This is a genomic window from Pseudomonas sp. JUb42 (assembly GCF_024807945.1).
Lineage (GTDB): Bacteria > Pseudomonadota > Gammaproteobacteria > Pseudomonadales > Pseudomonadaceae > Aquipseudomonas.
Window position 1 is genome coordinate 40561 of sequence record NZ_JANUFD010000016.1, and the last position, 19210, is coordinate 59770.

18 protein-coding genes are annotated in these 19210 nt (G+C 60.1%); 10 read left to right on the forward strand and 8 right to left on the reverse strand.

Features of this window, described 5'->3' with window-relative positions:
* Window positions 1-90 precede the first annotated feature (90 nt).
* Window positions 91-2268, reverse strand: a complete 2178-nt coding sequence (locus M2401_RS26880; protein ID WP_259108127.1) for a malate synthase G — start codon at window positions 2266-2268, stop codon at window positions 91-93.
* A gap of 310 nt (window positions 2269-2578) precedes the next feature.
* Between M2401_RS26880 and M2401_RS26885 the strand changes: the two genes are divergently transcribed.
* Entirely contained in the window at window positions 2579-3094 is a 516-nt protein-coding gene (locus M2401_RS26885) for a glycine cleavage system protein R (RefSeq protein WP_259108130.1), read from the forward strand.
* A gap of 233 nt (window positions 3095-3327) precedes the next feature.
* Here M2401_RS26885 and rarD read toward each other — a convergent pair whose 3' ends face one another.
* From rarD to M2401_RS26910, 5 genes are all read right to left on the reverse strand, one after another.
* Window positions 3328-4215, reverse strand: a complete 888-nt coding sequence (gene rarD, locus M2401_RS26890; protein ID WP_259108132.1) for an EamA family transporter RarD — start codon at window positions 4213-4215, stop codon at window positions 3328-3330.
* Between the two features lie 116 nt (window positions 4216-4331).
* Window positions 4332-5306: a serine/threonine protein kinase gene (locus tag M2401_RS26895; RefSeq protein ID WP_259108135.1), complete on the reverse strand. Its 975-nt coding sequence runs from the start codon at window positions 5304-5306 to the stop codon at window positions 4332-4334.
* 199 nt (window positions 5307-5505) lie between these two features.
* Window positions 5506-7407 carry a PhoX family phosphatase gene (locus tag M2401_RS26900; protein WP_259108138.1) on the reverse strand — a complete coding sequence of 634 codons (1902 nt, stop codon included), beginning with the start codon at window positions 7405-7407 and terminating at the stop codon, window positions 5506-5508.
* A gap of 85 nt (window positions 7408-7492) precedes the next feature.
* Window positions 7493-8257 carry a TOBE domain-containing protein gene (locus M2401_RS26905; RefSeq protein ID WP_259108141.1) on the reverse strand — a complete coding sequence of 255 codons (765 nt, stop codon included), beginning with the start codon at window positions 8255-8257 and terminating at the stop codon, window positions 7493-7495.
* A 178-nt stretch (window positions 8258-8435) separates the two neighbouring features.
* Complete coding sequence (locus M2401_RS26910; protein ID WP_259108143.1) at window positions 8436-9170, reverse strand: ComF family protein; 735 nt, start codon at window positions 9168-9170, stop codon at window positions 8436-8438.
* Window positions 9171-9281: 111 nt separating this feature from the next.
* Here M2401_RS26910 and bioB point away from each other — a divergent pair, with 111 nt between their 5' ends.
* From bioB to M2401_RS26940, 6 genes are all read left to right on the forward strand, one after another.
* On the forward strand, window positions 9282-10340 hold the full coding sequence (gene bioB, locus M2401_RS26915; protein ID WP_259108147.1) for a biotin synthase BioB: 1059 nt from the start codon (window positions 9282-9284) through the stop codon (window positions 10338-10340).
* Between the two features lie 176 nt (window positions 10341-10516).
* Entirely contained in the window at window positions 10517-11707 is a 1191-nt protein-coding gene (bioF, locus tag M2401_RS26920; protein ID WP_259108150.1) for an 8-amino-7-oxononanoate synthase, read from the forward strand.
* Entirely contained in the window at window positions 11700-12431 is a 732-nt protein-coding gene (locus M2401_RS26925) for an alpha/beta fold hydrolase (protein WP_259108153.1), read from the forward strand. Before bioF ends, M2401_RS26925 begins: the two co-directional genes overlap by 8 nt.
* On the forward strand, window positions 12424-13233 hold the full coding sequence (bioC, locus tag M2401_RS26930) for a malonyl-ACP O-methyltransferase BioC (RefSeq protein ID WP_259108155.1): 810 nt from the start codon (window positions 12424-12426) through the stop codon (window positions 13231-13233). The genes M2401_RS26925 and bioC overlap by 8 nt, the downstream gene beginning before the upstream one ends.
* Window positions 13234-13380: 147 nt before the next feature.
* Window positions 13381-14061, forward strand: coding sequence for a dethiobiotin synthase (gene bioD, locus M2401_RS26935; RefSeq protein ID WP_259108158.1), 681 nt, complete (start codon window positions 13381-13383; stop codon window positions 14059-14061).
* A 191-nt stretch (window positions 14062-14252) separates the two neighbouring features.
* Window positions 14253-15170, forward strand: a complete 918-nt coding sequence (locus M2401_RS26940; RefSeq protein ID WP_259108161.1) for a hypothetical protein — start codon at window positions 14253-14255, stop codon at window positions 15168-15170.
* Between the two features lie 46 nt (window positions 15171-15216).
* Here the strand turns inward: M2401_RS26940 and M2401_RS26945 are convergent, their stop codons facing one another.
* Together M2401_RS26945 and M2401_RS26950 are read right to left on the reverse strand one after the other, a co-directional pair.
* Window positions 15217-15783 carry a hypothetical protein gene (locus M2401_RS26945; protein WP_259108163.1) on the reverse strand — a complete coding sequence of 189 codons (567 nt, stop codon included), beginning with the start codon at window positions 15781-15783 and terminating at the stop codon, window positions 15217-15219.
* A 168-nt stretch (window positions 15784-15951) separates the two neighbouring features.
* Complete coding sequence (locus M2401_RS26950; protein WP_259108504.1) at window positions 15952-16857, reverse strand: LysR family transcriptional regulator; 906 nt, start codon at window positions 16855-16857, stop codon at window positions 15952-15954.
* 349 nt (window positions 16858-17206) lie between these two features.
* Here M2401_RS26950 and M2401_RS26955 point away from each other — a divergent pair, with 349 nt between their 5' ends.
* From M2401_RS26955 to M2401_RS26965, 3 genes are read left to right on the forward strand one after another with little or no spacing between them, the layout of a single operon-like run.
* Entirely contained in the window at window positions 17207-18028 is an 822-nt protein-coding gene (locus M2401_RS26955) for an energy transducer TonB (protein WP_259108166.1), read from the forward strand.
* 45 nt (window positions 18029-18073) lie between these two features.
* Complete coding sequence (locus M2401_RS26960; RefSeq protein ID WP_259108169.1) at window positions 18074-18793, forward strand: MotA/TolQ/ExbB proton channel family protein; 720 nt, start codon at window positions 18074-18076, stop codon at window positions 18791-18793.
* A gap of 1 nt (window position 18794) precedes the next feature.
* Window positions 18795-19196: a biopolymer transporter ExbD gene (locus M2401_RS26965; RefSeq protein WP_259108171.1), complete on the forward strand. Its 402-nt coding sequence runs from the start codon at window positions 18795-18797 to the stop codon at window positions 19194-19196.
* Window positions 19197-19210 lie beyond the last annotated feature (14 nt).

A 19210-nucleotide genomic window follows, 5' to 3' on the forward strand; every position in this document is an offset into this window, starting at 1 on the left:
CGTTGAAGATGCGGTGGATGTACCGGCCTCTTCGCGAATGAATTCGCTCCCACAATTCGCCCCCACAGGATTTTCCCTTACAGGTAGTGCTTACAACCCGTTTTTAGCCTTGAACTCCCGACGCCGACGGTGCAGCACCGGCTCGGTGTAGCCGTTAGGCTGTTTGCCACCTTCAACGACCAGTTCCACCGCCGCCTGGAAAGCGATATTGCTATCGAAATCCGGAGCCAGCGGGCGATACAGCGGGTCATTGGCGTTCTGCCGGTCGACCACAGGCGCCATGCGCTTGAGACTTTCCATGACCTGAGCCTGATCAACCACGCCGTGGCGCAGCCAGTTGGCGATGTGCTGGCTGGAAATACGCAGCGTCGCACGGTCTTCCATCAGGCCGATGTCATTGATGTCCGGCACCTTGGAGCAACCCACACCCTGATCGATCCAGCGCACGACGTAGCCGAGGATACCCTGGGCGTTGTTGTCCAGCTCGTTCTTGATCTCTTCCGGCGTCCAGTTGGTGTTGGGCGCCAGGGGAATGGTCAAAATGTCGTCCAGGGAAGCGCGGGCACGCTGGGCCAGTTCGGCCTGGCGGGCGAACACGTCGACTTTGTGGTAGTGCAGGGCATGCAGGGCGGCGGCGGTTGGCGACGGCACCCAGGCGGTGTTGGCGCCGGCCAGTGGGTGGGCGATTTTCTGTTCCAGCATCGCCGCCATCAGGTCGGGCATGGCCCACATGCCTTTACCGATCTGCGCACGGCCTTGCAGGCCGCAGCTCAGGCCGATATCGACGTTCCAGTTCTCGTAGGCCGCAATCCACTTCTCGGCTTTCATCTGCGCCTTGCGCACGACAGGGCCGGCTTCCATGGAGGTATGGATTTCGTCGCCGGTGCGGTCCAGGAAGCCGGTGTTGATGAACACCACGCGCTCGCTGGCAGCCTTGATACAGGCCTTGAGGTTGACCGTGGTGCGGCGCTCCTCGTCCATGATCCCGACTTTCAGGGTGTTGTGCGCCAGGCCCAGGACCTGCTCGATACGGCCGAACAGTTCGTTGGTGAACGCCGCTTCTTCCGGCCCGTGCATCTTCGGTTTGACGATATACATCGAACCGCTGCGGCTGTTGGCGCGGGAAGTATTGCCCTTGAGGTTATGGATCGCCGCGAGGCTGGTCAGCAGACCGTCGAGAATGCCTTCGGGCACTTCGTTGCCGTCTTTGTCGAGGATCGCATCGATGGTCATCAGGTGACCGACGTTGCGCACGAACAGCAGCGAGCGACCGTGCAGCGTCACCGGCTCGCCGGTGGGCGAGGTGTAGACGCGGTCGGGGTTCATGGTGCGGGTAAAGGTGCTGCCACCCTTGGACACCGATTCCGATAGATCGCCTTTCATCAGGCCCAGCCAGTTGCGATAAACCACGACCTTGTCATCGGCGTCGACGGCGGCAATGGAGTCCTCGCAGTCCATGATGGTGGTCAGGGCCGCTTCCATCAGCACGTCTTTGACGCCTGCGGCGTCGGTCTGGCCGACCGGGCTTGCGGCATCTATCTGGATTTCGAAGTGCAAACCGTTGTGCTTGAGCAGCACGGTGGTCGGCGCTGCGCTATCGCCCTGGAAGCCGATCAACTGCGCGTCGTCTTTCAGGCCGGTATTGCTGCCGCCCTTGAGGGTGACGACGAGTTTGCCGTCGATCAGTTTGTAGCCGATGGAATCGACGTGGGAGCCTGCGGCCAGTGGCGCGGCTTCGTCGAGGAAGGCGCGGGCGAAGGCGATGACCTTGTCGCCGCGGACCTTGTTGTAGCCTTTGCCTTTCTCCGCGCCGTCGGCTTCGCTGATGGCATCGGTGCCATACAGTGCGTCGTACAGCGAGCCCCAACGCGCATTCGAGGCGTTCAGGGCGAAACGGGCATTCATCACCGGGACAACCAGCTGCGGGCCGGCCATGCGGGCGATTTCTTCGTCGACGTTTTGCGTCGAGACCTGGAAGTCCGCTACTTCTGGCAGCAGATAACCGATGTCTTCAAGAAATGCTTTGTAAGCCGGGGCGTCGTGGGCCTTACCGGCATTGGACTGGTGCCAGGCGTCGATTTTTGCCTGCAAGTCATCACGTTTGGCGAGGAGAGCTTTGTTCTTGGGCGCCAGCTCATGGATCAGTGCATCGGCACCGGTCCAGAAAGCGGTTGCATCGAGGCCGGTGCCCGGAATGGCTTCGTCATTCACGAAGTCGAACAGCACTTTGGCGACCTGCAGGCCACCGACTTGAACGTGTTCAGTCATTGCATTTGCCTCACTCTGCTCAGCTTTAGCGTTCTTCTGGGAGCGCTGTCTTGTTAGCGCCAACAATTATGTAGTGCGCGACGGCGGATACTACATGATGATTGGCGACGTGAAAATGAGACTGAAGGATGTCACCAAACGACTGGATTGGCATCGTTAGTCACGTTAAGGAGATCGATGCTCGCAAACGAGCGGGCGATTGTTCCAGATAACACTTCATTTTGTACACAGTTTGCGTTTTTCGGCCTTGCCACGCTTTGCCGGGCCTTGCCTATACTTGCCCAACATTCAGGACATGAGGAATCGACCTGTGGACCATATTGTCGTCACCGTTTTTGCCGCAGACCGGCCGGGCCTGGTCGAACGTATCGCCCAGTGCATCGGCGATCATCAGGGTAACTGGCTGGAGAGCCGTATGGCACGCATGGCCGGGCAATTCACCGGCATCGTGCGTATCGGCATCGCCATTGAGCAGCAGGCCGAGCTGAAAAAAGCCCTGCGCGAGCTGGCGGTGCATGGCATCCAGGTACTGTTTGCCGAAAACGATATCGAACCCACCGCTGTATGGAAGCACATCAATATGGAATTGGTGGGCAATGATCGCCCCGGTATCGTCCGCGAGATTACCCGCCTGCTGGCGGAGCAGGGCGTCAACGTCGAGCGCTTGGTGACTGATGTACGCCCGGCACCGATGAGCAGCGAAATGCTGTTCCACGCCGAAGCGATCCTCGGCATGCCCCTGACCCTGCCCCTGGAAACCCTGCAGAAACACCTGGAAACCCTGGCCGATGACTTGATGGTAGAGCTGGTGCTCAAGGAAGACTGAGGTTATCCCACGTTTTCCTGCGCCTGCCTGTGGATAACCTGTATAGACGGAGCTGCACACCACGTTTTACAAGGGGTTGCGTGAGCTGATCAAAAAATAGTCAGTGAGCCGGGGTTGTGCACAAATAGCTTTAACGAGGCTGTGGATAACCTTGGGAGTGATGCCTGCAAGCCAGGATTTACCTGGCTTGCAGCGGTCTGGTTGTTTTTTGTACAGGTTTTGCTGAGTCTAAGTCAGGCCCTGCGGCGCAGATTGAACCAGGCATCCACGCTGTAGACCGCCAGGCCCGCCCAGATAAAGGCGAAGGTCACCAGTGTCGCCGGTGCCAGATGCTCGTTGAACAGCAGTACGGCCTGGGCCAGTACCAGAGTCGGGGCGATGTACTGCAGGAAACCCAGCGTTGTGTAGGGCAGATGCCGGGCAGCGGCATTGAACGACACCAGCGGCACCAGGGTGATCGGCCCAGCGGCCGCCAGCCACAGCGCTTGTGACGTACTCCAGAACTCGGGTTGAGCGCTATGGGCCATGGGGTTGAACAACAACCAGGCCAATGCCAAGGGCACCAGTATCCAGGTTTCCACCACCAGCCCAGGCAAGGCTGCAACGGGCGCTTGCTTACGGATCAAACCGTAGAAACCAAAGGTCAGCGCCAGCGCCAGGGACACCCACGGCAGGCTGCCGACCTGCCAGACCTGCTGCGCCACCCCGATCACCGCCAGGCCCACCGCCAGCCATTGCAGCGGCCGCAGGCGCTCACGTAGCAGCAGCATGCCCAGCATCACGTTGACCAGCGGGTTGATGAAGTAGCCGAGGCTGGCCTCGACCATGCGATCGTTATTCACCGCCCACACGTAGATCAGCCAGTTGGAGGCGATCAGCGTGCCACTACCGGCCAGAATCGCCAGGCGGCGTGGATTATCGCGCAGCTCGCGCCACCAGCCGGGGTGTTTCCACACCAACAGCAGCAACGACCCGGAAATCGCCGACCAGATGGCCCGGTTGACGATGATCTCCACGGCAGGCACCGAGGCGAGCAGTTTGAAGTAGATCGGGAAAAGACCCCAGATGATGTAGGCCGTCAGGCCCAGAATGTACCCGCGACGCGGGTTGGCGGCTTGCATGTGTCGTCCCTGGAAAAAGGTGGACCTTATTTGAATGTGATGCGCGCTCCTCGCAGGACCGGCTTTAGCCGGGAGTGCTCCCTCCGGGATAAAGCCGGTCCTACGGTGGGATGTGTTCAGAACAGCTTCAACGGCTCTTCATTCAGCGCCGACATCTGCTCACGCAAGGCGAGGATATGGTCGCCCCAATAACGCTCGTTGCCGAACCAGGGGAAGCTGTGGGGGAACGCCGGGTCGTCCCAGCGCCGGGCCAGCCAGGCGCTGTAGTGCATCAGACGCAGGGCGCGCAGCGGCTCGATCAGTGCCAGTTCGCGGGGGTCGAAGTCGTGGAACTCGCCGTAGCCGTCCATCAGCTCCGACAGCTGGCTCAGGCACTCCTGGTGATCACCGGCCAGCATCATCCAGATATCCTGCACCGCCGGGCCCATACGGCAGTCGTCGAGGTCGACGATATGGAACACTTCGTCACGACACATCATGTTGCCGGGGTGGCAGTCGCCATGGATGCGGATATTGGTATGGGTGGTCCTGGCGTAGACATCCTCGACGCGCTTGAGCAGGTCCTTGGCCACGGACTCGTAGGCTGGCAGCAGGCTGCGCGGGATGCAGTCGTTGTTCAGCAGGTAGTTGACCGAGGCATGGCCGAAGTTTTCCACCGCCAGGGCTTCGCGATGTTCGAACGGCTTGGTCGCGCCTACCGCATGCAGGCGCCCGAGCAACTGGCCCAGGCGGTGCAACTGATCGAGATTGCCCGGCTCCGGCGCACGGCCGCCACGGCGGGGAAACAGAGTGAAGCGGAAGCCGGCGTGTTCGAACAGGGTGCGACCTTCATGCACCAGGGGCGCGACGACGGGCACTTCGACGGCGGCCAGTTCGGCAGTAAAACTGTGTTCTTCCAGAATGGCTTCGGTGGTCCAGCGCTGCGGCCGGTAGAACTTGGCGATCAGCGGCTGCGACTCTTCAATACCGACCTGATAGACGCGATTCTCGTAGCTGTTGAGCGCGAGGATGCGGGCGTCACTGAGAAAACCGATGCTTTCAACGGCATCGAGCACCAGGTCGGGGGTAAGTGTTGAGAACGGATGGGCCATGCTGACTCCTGCGCGCAGCAGGCGGCTGCGTCGGGCCAGAGATGTTAGCGCACCCGGCACGTGATGACATAACTCGATCCCGTTGGAGCGAGGCTTGCCCGCGAAGGCCGTGTTATTAACGATAAATCCATGTCGGATGTACCGACCTCTTCGCGGGCAAGCCTCGCTCCAACGGATTACCCCGTTGGCCAAATAATTGTCACGCCCCGACAATCCCACCATCTTCCCGACTGATCACCATCACCGACGAGCGTGGCTTGCCATTCGGCAGGTGCTCGGGAAAGGTCGAGCCGCCATTCTCGCCGGGGTGCTGGATGCCGACGAACAGCGTGCGCTGGTCCGGCGAGAAGCTGATTCCGGTGACTTCACAGCCGATCGGCCCGACCATAAAGCGGCGAATCTCGCCGCTGTGCGGGTCGGCGCAGAGCATCTGGTTATTGCCCATTCCGGCGAAGTCCCCGGCATTGCTCATGTCGCCATCGGTGAGAATCCACAGGCGCCCGGCCTTGTCGAAACCCAGGCCGTCCGGGCTGTTGAACATGTGCTGCGGGGTGATATTGCTCGAACCGCCCTGGGGTGTACCGGCATGTACGCTCGGGTTGCCGGCCACCACGAACAGGTCCCAGGCAAAGCTCATGGCCGCGGCGTCGTCGCCACTTTCCTGCCAGCGCAGGATCTGCCCGTACTGGTTCTTCGCCCGTGGGTTAGGGCCGCCGACCGGCTGACCGTCGTCGCCGCGTTTGACGTTGTTGGTCAGGGTGCAATAGACCTTGCCGTCCTTGGGGCTGACCACGATCCATTCCGGGCGGTCCATACGCGTGGCCTTGATCACACTGGCAGCCAGGCGCGCATGGATCAGCACTTCAGCCTGACTGGCAAAGCCACTGCTGGCATCGATGCCATGTTTGCCGTGGCTCAGCTCGACCCATTCGCCCTTGCCTTTCGGGTGGTCCGGGTTGCTGTCGCCGCCATCGAAGCGCGCCACGTACAGCGTGCCGTGGTCCAGCAGGTCGCGGTTGGCTTTGGCATTCTTGTGATTGATCTTGTCGCGGCTGATGAATTTGTAGATGAACTCGCCGCGCTCATCGTCGCCCATATACACCACGGCGCGACCGTCTTTGGTCTCGGTCAGGGCGGCGTTTTCATGCTTGAAGCGGCCCAGGGCGGTGCGTTTGACCGGCGTGGATTGCGGGTCGAACGGATCGATCTCGACGACCCAGCCATGGCGATTGATCTCATTGGGGTTCTTCGCCAGATCGAAACGCTCGTCGTGTTGATGCCAGTTGATTTCTTTGCTGGCCACCACCGCGCCGTAGCGCTTGATGCCTGCATCGAACTTCTGCTCGGCGTTGCTGCTGCCGAAGCAATCGGTGAAGTTCTCTTCGCAGGTCAGGTAAGTCCCCCAGGGGGTCATACCGTTGGCGCAGTTCTGGAAGGTGCCCAGAACCTTGGTGCCGGTGGCGTCGGCGGCGGTCTTCAGCCAATCATGCCCGGCAGCGGGGCCGCCCAGACGAATCGGCGTATTGCCGTGGATGCGGCGGTTGTATTTCGACCCCTGAACGAACTGCCACTGGCCGTTCTTGTGCTGCACCTCGATGACCGACACGCCCTCGCTGGCCAGGGCCTTGCGCACGTCCTCGGCCGATTGCGGCGCCTGGCCGTGATCGAACAGGTAGCGGTAGTTGGTGTATTCGTTGTTGATCGCCATCAGCGCGCGATTGCCGTCGCCGGGCATGGGGAACAGGCTCATGCCGTCGTTGTTGTCGCCGAACTGCACTTCCTGAGCCTCGGCGCTGCCCTTGCCGCTTGGGTCGAACGCCGGGCCGCCCGCTTGCAGTGGCTGGCCCCAGCTGATCAGTACCGAAGACTTATAGCCCGGTGGCAGGCTGATGCTGTCGGCGGTGGCGGCGGGGATGCTGGCAAAGCCCAGCAGTTTGCTCGAGGCCTCGCTGACACCGGCAGCCAATGCGCTGCGGCTCAGCAGGTTGCCGCCCAGAAACATGGCTGCGCCGCACAAGGCGCCAGCGCTGATAAAACGACGGCGGCTAAGGCCGACCATTTGTTCGAGATCGGTGCTTTGGTTTTCTTCTAACAGGCTCATCATCACGGCTCCCTGCGGATTTTGTGGCCGCAACCTTAGGCAGGGAGAGATGACGGAATTATGGCGAAACAGTGACCGGGTCGGCCTAAACCGTGGTGCCCAGCAGCACCATCGTCGGGTCGAATTGCACCTGTACCGGGCTGTCGATTTTCAGCTGCAAGGCTGAAAGCTGCGCCTGCTCTGCCAGCGCGCACAATGTCTGGCCACTTGCCAGAGTGATTTTGACTTCGCTGGGGCCATCTTCGGCGTCGAGAATTTCCTCGATTTTACCGCTCAAGGAATTGTATCCACTTGTTGCTGGCTGCCCGACTGGCAGCAGCTGCAACCAACCGGCCTTGATTAGCGCCATCACTTCAGTGCCCGTTTCCAGATGCAGACGCACCGTGCTGTCATGGGTAATCTGCGACTCGATAAACAGGTCCCCTGCCAGCGCCAGGCGCACCAGCGCCTTATGGCCATGTCGGGTAATGGTGTCGATACGCCCAAGCAACTGATTACGCGCACTGGTATGCAAAGTCAGACGGTTAAGCAACTGCAAATCAGTGCTTTCCTCGGTGGCCTCCAGCACCTGCGCCTGCAACAACTGCAAACGCTGATACAGGCGCAATACCCGCTCACCCTCAGCCGACAACTTCGCCCCGCCACCGCCGCGCCCACCGACACTGCGCTCCACCAAGGGCTTCTGCGCCAGGTTATTCAACTCATCGATGGCATCCCAGGTCGCCTTGTAACTCAACCCGGCACTCTTCGCCGCCCGAGTAATCGAGCCCTGCTCGGCAATGTGCTGCAACAGGGCGATACGCTGCGGGCGGTGGACCATATGTTGCGTAAGGAGGGTGGGCAGGGGCATGGCTGGCAGTTTGGCTTGTGACTGATGAGCGCCGAGTGTAAGCCAAATTACCGATTAGCAGCGTTCCTGCGCCTTTGTTTGGGTGGCATCGGTGTCATGTCTATGGATGAAAGAAAAGCTCTCACCTATCATTTCAAATCAATAGCTGGATCGTGTCTGATAGGAGGATTCTCGGTTTTCAATCCCCCGGCTTCGGCGTCCGCGCCAAGCAATAAACATCCACCTGCCGCGCCCCTGCCTTGATCAATATTTGTGCAATGACATCTGCCGTCGATCCGGTCGTCAGTACGTCATCCACTAGCGCCACATGGCGTCCCTGCAAGCCATGCCCATCAGCCACGGTAAAAGCCCCGCTCAGGTTGCGTTTGCGCGCCTTGGCGTCCAGGCCTTGTTGGGCCGTCGTTTCGCGGGTGCGTTGCAGCCAGTGTTCGGCAACCGGCAGCTCTAATTGTTCGCCTAGCCACCTGGCCAGCATGGCGGCCTGGTTGTAGCCGCGCTGGCGCAGGCGTTTGCTGGCCAGGGGCACTGGCAGCAGAAAATCCGGGCGGGGCAGGGCGTCGTCGAAGCGGTGTTGCAGCAATTGCCCCAGCAGTTCGGCCAGCAGACGGCCCATGGGCCACTGGGCTTGATGCTTGAAGCGTGTGACCAGCGCGTCGATGGGGAAGTCGTAATGCCAGGGAGCCAGAACCTGGCTGAACGCTGGCGGGTGTCTGCTACAGGCTGCGCAGGTCAGGCCGTCCATGGGCATCGGCAGCGCACAGCATATGCACTGATCGCCGAGCCACGGCAACTCGGCCTCGCAGGCGACGCAGATGGGCAGTGCCGCATCGGTGCGTTCATCGCATAGCAGGCAGGTTTGGTTGTTTTTTAACCAGATGTAAACCTGATGATTGCTCTGTGGTTGACAGCGCATGACTCTTCCTTAAATATGCCAAACATCCGTGTCGCGCCTGTGGACTTTCTGCGTGAATCATCACCGCCGAGCCACCGGGCCATTGCCAAGAAAACACCAAGGAGCCGCCCGATGAGCGCCAGCACTACCGCTACCCTGCGTCACGACTGGACTTTAGCCGAGGTCAGGGCGCTGTTCGTACAGCCCTTCAATGACTTGCTGTTTCAGGCGCAGACGGTGCACCGCGCGCATTTCGACGCCAACCGCGTACAAGTTTCCACCCTGTTGTCGATCAAGACCGGCGCCTGCCCGGAAGACTGCAAATACTGCCCGCAGTCCGGCCACTACAACACCGGTCTTGAGAAAGAGAAGCTGCTGGAAGTGCAGAAGGTCCTGGAAGAAGCCGCTCGGGCCAAGGCCATCGGTTCGACCCGCTTCTGCATGGGCGCCGCCTGGAAACATCCATCGGCCAAGGACATGCCTTACGTGCTGGAGATGGTCAAGGGCGTGAAAGCCATGGGCCTGGAAACCTGCATGACCCTGGGTCGCCTGGATCAGGACCAGACCCAGGCCCTGGCCGATGCCGGCCTGGACTACTACAACCATAACCTCGATACCTCGCCGGATTTCTACACCAGCATCATCACCACCCGCACCTACAGCGAGCGCCTGCAGACTCTGGCTTATGTGCGTGATTCCGGGATGAAGATCTGCTCCGGCGGCATCCTCGGCATGGGCGAGTCCCTTGATGACCGCGCCAACCTGCTGATCCAGCTGGCCAACCTGCCAGAGCATCCGGAGTCGGTGCCGATCAACATGCTGGTCAAGGTCGCCGGTACTCCGCTGGCCAACGCCGAAGACATCGACCCGTTCGACTTCATCCGCATGCTGGCCGTTGCGCGCATCCTGATGCCGCAATCCCACGTGCGCCTGTCCGCTGGTCGTGAGGCGATGAACGAGCAGATGCAGGCCCTGGCCTTTTTTGCCGGTGCCAACTCGATTTTCTACGGCGACAAACTGCTGACCACCGCCAATCCCCAGGCCGACAAAGACATGCTGCTGTTCTCGCGCCTGGGCATCAAGCCCGAAGCCCGCGAGGAGCACGCTGACGAAGTGCATCAGGCGGCGATTGAGCAGGCATTGGTCGAGCAGAAGAGCAGCTCGATGTTCTACGACGCTGCGGCTGTTTGATAGGTTGTTGGCAGCCCGCGGTCATGCGGGCCGAAATTCGGGCGCGCATTGTGGGAGCGAATTCATTCGCGAAGAGGTCGGTACAGCCAACAGATCTCTATCGTTTGAATTGCCTCTTTCGCGAATGAATTCGCACCCACTTTGCTGACCACCATCCTTTCTTTTCAGAGGCCCGCATGTCTTTCGATCTGGGCGCCCGCCTTGCCGCGCGCCGCGCCGAACATCTTTATCGCCAACGCCCACTGCTGCAAAGCCCGCAAGGGCCGCAGGTAGTGGTCGATGGCCAGCCGCTGTTGGCTTTCTGCAATAACGATTACCTGGGCCTGGCCAATCACCCCGAGATCATTGCCGCCTGGCAGGCCGGGGCGGAGCGTTGGGGTGTCGGCGGTGGCGCCTCGCATCTGGTGATCGGCCACAGCACGCCCCATCACGAGCTGGAAGAAGCACTGGCCGAATTGACCGGCCGGCCTCGTGCGTTGTTGTTTTCCAACGGCTACATGGCCAATCTCGGCGCGGTCACGGCGCTGGTCGGGCAGGGCGATACCGTGCTGGAAGATCGCCTCAACCATGCCTCCTTGCTGGATGCCGGCCTGCTTAGCGGTGCGCGATTCTCCCGCTACCTGCACAACGATGCCGATAGCCTCAACAGCCGTCTCGACAAGGCCGTGGGCGATACCCTGGTGGTCACCGATGGCGTGTTCAGCATGGACGGCGATATTGCCGACCTGCCCGCCCTGGCCAAGGCCGCGAAAGCCCGTGGCGCCTGGCTGATGGTCGACGACGCCCATGGCTTCGGCCCACTGGGTGCCAACGGCGGCGGGATCGTCGAGCACTTCGGTCTGGGCCTGGACGATGTGCCGGTATTGATCGGCACTCTGGGCAAGGCGTTCGGCACGTCAGGTGCCTTTGTTGCAGGCAGCGAAGAGCTGATCGAAACCCTGATCCAGTTCGCCCGGCCTTATATCTACACCACCAGTCAGCCCCCGGCTTTGGCCTGCGCGACCCTGAAAAGCCTGGAGCTGCTGCGCAGTGAGCATTGGCGGCGCGAGCATCTGGTGCGGCTGATCAAGCAGTTTCGCAGCGGCGCCGAGCAATTGGGCCTGACCCTGATGGACAGTTTTACGCCGATCCAACCGATCCTGATCGGTGATGCCGACCGCGCCTTGCGTCTTTCGCAATTGCTGCGTGAACGTGGGCTGATGGTCACTGCCATTCGCCCGCCCACTGTACCGGCTGGCAGCGCCCGTTTGCGCGTGACCTTGTCGGCGGCTCACAGCGAAGCGCAAGTGCAGCTATTGTTGAATGCATTGGAGCAGTGTTACCCGCTGCTCGGGCCGAAGGACGCGGTGGAGTCACAACATGCGTGATCGTCTGATCCTGTTGCCGGGTTGGGGTTTGGGTATTTCACCGCTGGAACCCCTGGCGGCGGCGTTGCGCGGTCTCGATGAGCACCTGCGGGTGGAAATCGAACCGTTGCCGGAACTGGACAGCAGCGACGTGCAGGAATGGCTCGACGAACTGGACGCCACGCTGCCCAACGACGCCTGGCTGGGCGGCTGGTCCCTGGGTGGCATGCTGGCGGCGGAGCTGGCGGCACGGCGTGGCGAACGCTGCTGCGGCTTGCTGACCCTGGCCAGCAACGCCTGTTTCGTCACTCACGGTGCCTGGCCCCAGGCTATGGCTGTGAGTGATTTCGAAGCCTTCCTGTCGGGCTGGGCTGAAGACCCGGCAACGACCCTCAAGCGCTTCAGCCTGCTCTGCGCACAAGGCGCCGAGGACCCGCGCGGTATCGCCCGCCTGCTCAAGGCCGCCGCGCCTCACGGCTCCGGCGAAAGCCTGCTGGCGAGCCTGCAACTGTTGCAAAAACTTGACACCCGTAGCGCCCTGCAAACCTATCGCGGCCCGCAGATGCATCTGTTTGCCGGGCTCGATGCGTTGGTCCCCGCCGAAGCGGCGAGCGACCTGCTGGCGCTGATGCCAGACATTGAGGTTGGCCTGATTGAACAAGCCAGCCACGCATTCATTCTGGAAAACCCCCATGGAGTGGCAGCGGCGATCCAGGCCTTTTTGCACGAGTCCAGCGATGACTGATCTCTCCAACCCGCCACTGCCGGGCGCCTTGCCGGACAAGCGTCAGGTGGCGGCTTCCTTCTCGCGGGCCGCAGCCAGTTATGACAGCGTGGCCGAGCTGCAGCGCGATGTCGGCAGCCAGTTGCTGGCGCGACTGCCGGCTGAGTTGAGCCCGACGCGCTGGCTGGATATGGGCAGCGGCACCGGCTATTTCAGTCGCGCCCTGGCCGAGCGTTTTGCCGACAGCGACGGCGTGGCCGTGGATATTGCCGAAGGCATGCTGCGTCATGCCCAACCTTTGGGCGGCGCGAAACACTTTGTCGCCGGCGATGCCGAACGCCTGCCCCTGCGTGATCGCAGCTTTGATCTGATTTTTTCCAGTCTGGCCGTGCAGTGGTGCGCTGACTTCACTGCCGTGCTCAACGAAGCCCATCGCGTGTTGCAGCCCGGCGGCGTTTTTGCCTTTGCCAGCCTGTGCGTGGGCACCCTGTATGAGCTGCGCGAGAGCTGGCAGGCGGTGGACGGCATGGTCCACGTCAACCGCTTCCGCCCCCTCGATGATTACCGGCATATGTGTGCGGCCAGTGGCTTGCGCGTGCGCAGTCTGGAGGTGCGACCCCATGTGTTGCACTACCCTGATGTACGTAGCCTGACCCATGAACTCAAGGCGCTGGGTGCGCATAACATCAATCCCGGTCGCCCTGGCGGCCTGACTGGACGGGCGCGGATCATGGCGCTGATCGAGGCCTACGAACGCTTCCGCCAGCCCCAGGGCCTGACAGCGACCTACCAGGTGGTTTATGCCGTTCTGGAAAAGGCTTGATTGAACAACCCATGCACAAAACTGTGGGACCGGCTTTAGCCCGGAAGACGATATGGCAGGTAATGAATATGTATCGATCATGCCTGAGCCTTCCCGGCTAAAGCCGGTGCTACTCAGTAACCAGCACCACTAGATAAGGCCACTGAGATGAGTATTGGGTATTTCATCGCGGGCACCGATACCGATGTCGGCAAGACCACCGTGGCGGCGGGCCTGTTGCATGCGGCGCGGCAGTCGGGGTTGAGCACGGCGGCGGGCAAGCCCGTGGCATCGGGATGCAACGTGACGCCCGCAGGACTGCGCAACGCCGATGCCCTAGCGCTGCTGGCCGAGTGTTCGCTGAACCTTACCTACGACCAGGTCAATCCCTTCGCCTTCGAACCTGCCATCGCCCCGCATCTGGCGGCGCGAGAAGCCGGAGTGTCGCTGACCGTCAGTGCCTTGCTCGGGCCAATGCGCGAGGTGCTGGCCAAGGGCGCGGACTTCACCCTGATCGAAGGGGCGGGCGGCTGGCGCGTGCCCCTGGCCGACCAGGCCAATCTATCGGACCTGGCCATTGGCCTGGGGCTGCCGGTGATTCTGGTGGTGGGCGTGCGCCTGGGCTGCATCAGCCATGCCTTGCTGACCGCCGAAGCCATCGCCCAGGACGGCCTGCAACTGGCCGGCTGGGTGGCCAATATCATCGACCCCAAGACCTCGCGCCTGGAAGAAAACCTCGCCACCCTGGCCGAACGTCTGCCTGCGCCTTGCCTGGGCCGCGTGCCGCGACTGAAGCGGCCGAGCGCTGAGGGTGTCGCGGAATATCTGCACCTGGAGCTGCTGGACTAGCCTGACGCTACCTGCAGAGGATGTGGCGCGCTTACTTTTGCTTACATCCTCAGGGTTGACCATGGACTGGAGTCAATGATTACGTCCTTTCATTAGTTGAACAATAACTAATAGACATTACTAAAGAGTGCCTGGCGTATCGCGGGGTACTCATCATCGTGGAAAAAATAATATATAAAAAAGGATTTGCAATGAATAGTCACGCTCTTAAAAAGACAGTGCTTGCTACCTCGTTTTTCCTATCGCTAATCGGCTTATATGGTTCAACAGCTTTGCCCACGCCGGAATGTGAACCAGGCAACAGCGAGCAAACTGACACAAGTGAAAGTAAGAACAATCAAGGATCCACTGAGGCGCTTGTCGAGGCCCCCACCGTTCAAGTCATCGACTTGCCGGACAAAATAAATCGACTCTATGATAAGTTAAAGAACGCTAATGAGGTGAAGTACTATAGCTTCACGGCATTGCGCGGCCAGAAGGTAATGATCAACGATGTCCTGCGAGGCACTGAAGGGACTTACTGGAATGTCGAGTATAACATCGCAGGGCATTGGCAACCTGCACCCAAGTATGACTCCGTCATCACGCCCTTGCTGACCCCCGGTCAGAAGGTTCAACTCAGAGTTTCTCACCTTGTCGGAGAGCCCTTCCACCCAGATAAGTACTTTCATATTGATTTCGGCTCAGCCCCCTACGCGCACTATGTCAGAATCGAAACAGTAGCCCCGCCGACCGGAAGTCAGTTCTGGACAAAAACATTCAGGGACCAGATTATGTGGGCGACGAATATCAGGGACTCAACGGGTCACCTTCTTGAAGGGGCTACCGTCAATTTTGTCATAACTGCCGATGACCAACATCCTTCCAACGCCAACATGGCGGAGTCGCAGCGCGTCACCGTTACGGGAGGGATCGTGGAATACGTGAATTTTCCAGCCTGCCACGGGCGCCAGGTGACCCCTATTTTTACCGGGGTATATGACTTCATCAACAAATGGCAAGTCACATACAATACCGGCCACTGGCACGTGTCTGTCCGAGGCAATCCAGCTGCCAACAGCAGTCCCGTGCCTATCACTCAAATTTGCACGATGAAACTTATCCAGTAATAGTTAAAGGCTAACGGCATGTTTCATGCTGTTAGCTTTCTTGTAGTCAAGAGTCGGCAAAGTGCCGGGCATATGGGGCTGACAAGCCGTCTAGCGTAAGTCCCACCAGCCCTGCCAGTAGCCAGACATACTCCTTTGCTACTTTCTTGAATTCCGAGTGATTATTCAGTAATTCAAAAAGCAGCTTTTCGGTTTTCGCATCGAGTGGACGTGAAATGCTGACGGGGTTGATAGTGCCTTTTTCGTCGACTGAGAAACTTAGCTCGTTCAATAACTCAGGTTCTACGTCGACAGCGGTCTTCTTGATATCTTTCCATGTCTCATCCATTTGATTCGCGACATTCTGTGCTGCGCGCTTACGGGCATCTATTTTTATTTGTTCGCATGTATCGCGTCCACTTAGCATTCTATAGTATGTGCATCCATCCGGCTGTAGGCGCGGGCTAAGGTCTACCTCGTGATAAACATAATCCGGCTCCGGCTGGCTGATTATCCATTCGCACTCCCGCGCAGTTACTTCATCAACCCCGCCATTTTTTTTGGCCTTCTCATAGGCGACTTCGATTGCGCGTCTGTATGAATGATTTGCATCCATGAAGAAAGTCAGGTTCATAGTGGTCTCTCCTGTCAGGGGTACATGAGAGGTGTAACGGCAGATCGATGAATTGGATGACCTGAGAGCTTCGTCAGATAATTCCCATAACGTTGTATGAAATAGACTACACATTGGTACTTTGGTCTTTTTTCGGAAGTTGCCCCGAAAAATTATATGAGTGTTCGCTCAGCCGAGCTGATCCAGGGTCTGTAGCCGCTCGATCATCATCTGCGCCGCCACCGAGAGGCGATAGCCGCTGCGGCTGACGATGCCGGGGCGCAGGCTCAGGCTTTCCAGGTTGTGCGGCTGGTTACGCCAGTGCAGGCGCGCCAGCTCGCCGCGATCTAACGCTTCCTGCAGCACCTGCAGCGTGGCGATGCCAATGGCATCGGACTGCCGCACGACCCGGATCAGCGCACTCAGGTGCGGGCTTTCGATACTCAAGGCCAGATCGGTCTTGCCGCTCAGGTTGGCCAACACCTTGCGCATGCCCGCCGGTAGTGCCGGGCCCGCCAATGGGTAGTTGAACAGCTCGTTGGTGGACAGGCTGTCCTTGCTGCACAGCGGATGCTGCGGACGGCAGAAGAACACGCTGTGGCGTGGGGTCAGGGCCAGGGTCTGATAGGCGGGGTCGGCCTCGAAGGTGCGGATATCATCGATGAAAAACTCGATATCTTCTCGTTGCAGGCTGCGCCCCAGATTTTCGCTGTCGCCGATCTGAAAGCGGGTCCTGACCTTCGGGTATTCACCAACGAATTGCGCGACGGCCTGGGGCAGCAACTGCTCGGCGGCCAGGGCGCAGCTGCCCAGGCGCAATTCGCCGGCGTCGAGTTTATTCATCTGCGCGACTTCATTGCTCAGGGTCGCTGCGCCCTGCACCAGGCGCAGGGCGTGCTGCAACACCACCTGGCCCTCGGCGGTGGGGCGCAGGTCCTTGTTGCCGCGGTCTACCAGGACGCAGCCGAACTCCTGTTCCAGCCCTTGGATGCTGCGGCTGAAGGCGGGTTGGGTAATGCCCATGGCATCGGCGGCGCGGACAAAGCTGCGGTGCTCGAGCAGGGCAATAAAGTAGCGCAGCTGACGCAGATCCATGGTGTAGACAGCTTCCGATAAGGCGAGCGTGGCAGTTTCATGGCTCAACGATTATTCCGTCAACAGAGGTTTATAGTGTTTTTTAGGCTTTAAATGCATAAGCATAGGCCGTATGGGTTGACCTGTATCTACGTAAAGAGCTGCATAAAAAGAATATTTTTAATGCCTTTCAGGCATGGCAGAAATGACACTTGTGCGCAGGCGTTGATTCATAAGGGCCATCGTCAACCTGAGGTTTTTGATATTCGATTCAGTTCTATTTATAACTTTAAATATTGCTTTATGCGCTAAGCAGCCGTCGCCAATCATAGGCTCCTCGATCTTTTATGAAGACAGCAGGAGTGAAGCGATGGGCAATGTCCAGACCGCTGCCAGTGCCCACGACGTGCTTTGGCGCAGGACCCCGAACGGCGAGTTGGTTGATCTCGGCCGGGTCTGGCGCGGGCCTTTGGCGTTGTCACGCCTGCACAGCACGCCCAAGGGTGTGCTCAGCCGTCGCGAAGCCATATTGCTTGGGGTGCTCGCCCTGGTTCTGCACGGCGCGGTGATTTATGCCCTCAATCAGAACCCGGCTCCGGTGTTGCCGATCGTGCCGCCGGAAATCCCGCCCATGACCATCGAATTTTCCCAGCCCGCGCCACCGGTGGTGGAAACCCCGCCGCCACCGCCCGAGCCGATTCCGCAGCCGGTGGTAGAACCGCCACCGCCAGTGGAAGACGAACTGGCCGTGAAACCGCCGCCGCCCAAGCCGATTCCCAAACCCAAGCCAGTGGTCAAGCCGCCACCGCCCAAGCCCGTGGCCAAGCCGGTCGAGCAACCGCCTGCGCCGCCTGTTCCGGCGCCACCGGTTGCCGCCCCCGCGCCACCGGCACCGCCCGCGCCTGCACCGGTTACCCCGGCATCGGCCAACGCCGGTTACCTGCATAACCCGGCGCCGGAATATCCCGCCTTGGCGATGCGTCGCGGTTGGGAAGGCACGGTGCTGTTGCGGGTGCATGTACTGGCCAGCGGCAAGCCGAGCGAGATCCAGATCCAGAAGAGCAGCGGCCGCGAGCAACTCGATGAAGCGGCGCAGACAGCGGTCAAGCGTTGGAGCTTTGTCCCGGCCAAACAGGGCAACGACCCGATTGATGGCTGGGTCAGCGTACCCATCGATTTCAAGATTCGTTAATCCGTCACAACAGCAGACCCATGCACAAGCAAGAGAGCACAGACCATGAACGTATTGGCATCCCCCTTCGAATCCATTGAGCATGCGGTTATCTGGCTGCTGCTGATTTTCTCCGTCGCAACCTGGGGGCTGGCCCTGCTCAAGGGCGTGCAGTTCGGTCGCCTGAAGAGTCAGGACCGGCGTTTCCACAAGCAATTCTGGGCCGCCTCTAGCCTGGATTCCGCTGCCGAACTGGCGACCACCCAGCCCGGCGCCGCAGCGCGGGTAGCTCAAGCCGGTTATGCGGCGATTCAGGTGCAGGAAGGTAGTCAACAGACCGACCTGGCCCACTCGATCAATCATCAGGACCGTCTGGAGCGGGCGCTGCGTCAACAGATTGTGCGTGAGCGCCGTTCCCTGGAAACCGGTCTGGCGATCGTCGCCAGTATCGGCAGCACCTCGCCCTTTATCGGTCTGTTCGGCACTGTGTGGGGCATCATGTCGGCGCTCAAAGGCATCAGCGCCGCCGGTTCCGCCAGCCTGGAAACCGTGGCCGGTCCCATTGGTGCAGCCCTGGTTGCCACAGGCGTCGGTATCGCCGTCGCGGTGCCTGCGGTGTTGGTCTACAACTATTTCCTGCGCCGCCTGAAGCTGACGGCTGCCGACCTCGACGACTTTGCCCACGACTTCTACAGCCTGGCGCAGAAAAACGCCTTCCGCGTGCTGCTGCATCCAGTGCTGAACAAGCCGGCTGCAGGCTCGCAGAAAGTGAAGGAGGCATCCTGATATGGCCTTCTCCACCCAAGACAGTGACGAGGTGCTCAGCGAGATCAACGTGACGCCCTTGGTGGACGTGATGCTGGTGCTGCTGGTGGTGTTTATCGTCACCGCGCCGCTTTTGACCAATTCGATCCCGATAAACCTGCCCAAGACTGAATCCGTGGCACCGGTCGAGCAGAAAGACCCGTTGGTCGTCAGCATCGACGACAAGGGCAAGCTGTTCATCAACAAGGACGAAATCCAGCCGGATCTGCTGCAGACCAACCTGGCTGCAGCCAAGCAGAAGAATCCCGACGTGCGCGTGCAATTGCAGGCGGACAACGGCGTGAACTACGGCGAAGTGGCGCGGGCCATGGCCTCCATCGAGAAGGCTGGCATTACCAAATTATCGGTTATCACCGCCAAATGAGGGGGTAGCCGTAG

Bases quoted from the DNA above. Each gene is read 5' to 3' on its own strand.
- bioD (WP_259108158.1), top strand. From the start codon at position 13,381: ATGAGTATTGGGTATTTCATCGCGGGCACCGATACCGATGTCGGCAAG.
- M2401_RS26950 (WP_259108504.1), bottom strand. From the start codon at position 16,857: ATGGATCTGCGTCAGCTGCGCTACTTTATTGCCCTGCTCGAGCACCGC.
- bioC (WP_259108155.1), top strand. From the start codon at position 12,424: ATGACTGATCTCTCCAACCCGCCACTGCCGGGCGCCTTGCCGGACAAG.
- bioF (WP_259108150.1), top strand. From the start codon at position 10,517: ATGTCTTTCGATCTGGGCGCCCGCCTTGCCGCGCGCCGCGCCGAACAT.
- M2401_RS26925 (WP_259108153.1), top strand. From the start codon at position 11,700: ATGCGTGATCGTCTGATCCTGTTGCCGGGTTGGGGTTTGGGTATTTCA.
- M2401_RS26965 (WP_259108171.1), top strand. From the start codon at position 18,795: ATGGCCTTCTCCACCCAAGACAGTGACGAGGTGCTCAGCGAGATCAAC.
- M2401_RS26940 (WP_259108161.1), top strand. From the start codon at position 14,253: ATGAATAGTCACGCTCTTAAAAAGACAGTGCTTGCTACCTCGTTTTTC.
- M2401_RS26880 (WP_259108127.1), bottom strand. From the start codon at position 2,268: ATGACTGAACACGTTCAAGTCGGTGGCCTGCAGGTCGCCAAAGTGCTG.
- rarD (WP_259108132.1), bottom strand. From the start codon at position 4,215: ATGCAAGCCGCCAACCCGCGTCGCGGGTACATTCTGGGCCTGACGGCC.
- M2401_RS26905 (WP_259108141.1), bottom strand. From the start codon at position 8,257: ATGCCCCTGCCCACCCTCCTTACGCAACATATGGTCCACCGCCCGCAG.
- M2401_RS26945 (WP_259108163.1), bottom strand. From the start codon at position 15,783: ATGAACCTGACTTTCTTCATGGATGCAAATCATTCATACAGACGCGCA.
- M2401_RS26910 (WP_259108143.1), bottom strand. From the start codon at position 9,170: ATGCGCTGTCAACCACAGAGCAATCATCAGGTTTACATCTGGTTAAAA.
- bioB (WP_259108147.1), top strand. From the start codon at position 9,282: ATGAGCGCCAGCACTACCGCTACCCTGCGTCACGACTGGACTTTAGCC.
- M2401_RS26955 (WP_259108166.1), top strand. From the start codon at position 17,207: ATGGGCAATGTCCAGACCGCTGCCAGTGCCCACGACGTGCTTTGGCGC.
- M2401_RS26900 (WP_259108138.1), bottom strand. From the start codon at position 7,407: ATGAGCCTGTTAGAAGAAAACCAAAGCACCGATCTCGAACAAATGGTC.
- M2401_RS26895 (WP_259108135.1), bottom strand. From the start codon at position 5,306: ATGGCCCATCCGTTCTCAACACTTACCCCCGACCTGGTGCTCGATGCC.
- M2401_RS26960 (WP_259108169.1), top strand. From the start codon at position 18,074: ATGAACGTATTGGCATCCCCCTTCGAATCCATTGAGCATGCGGTTATC.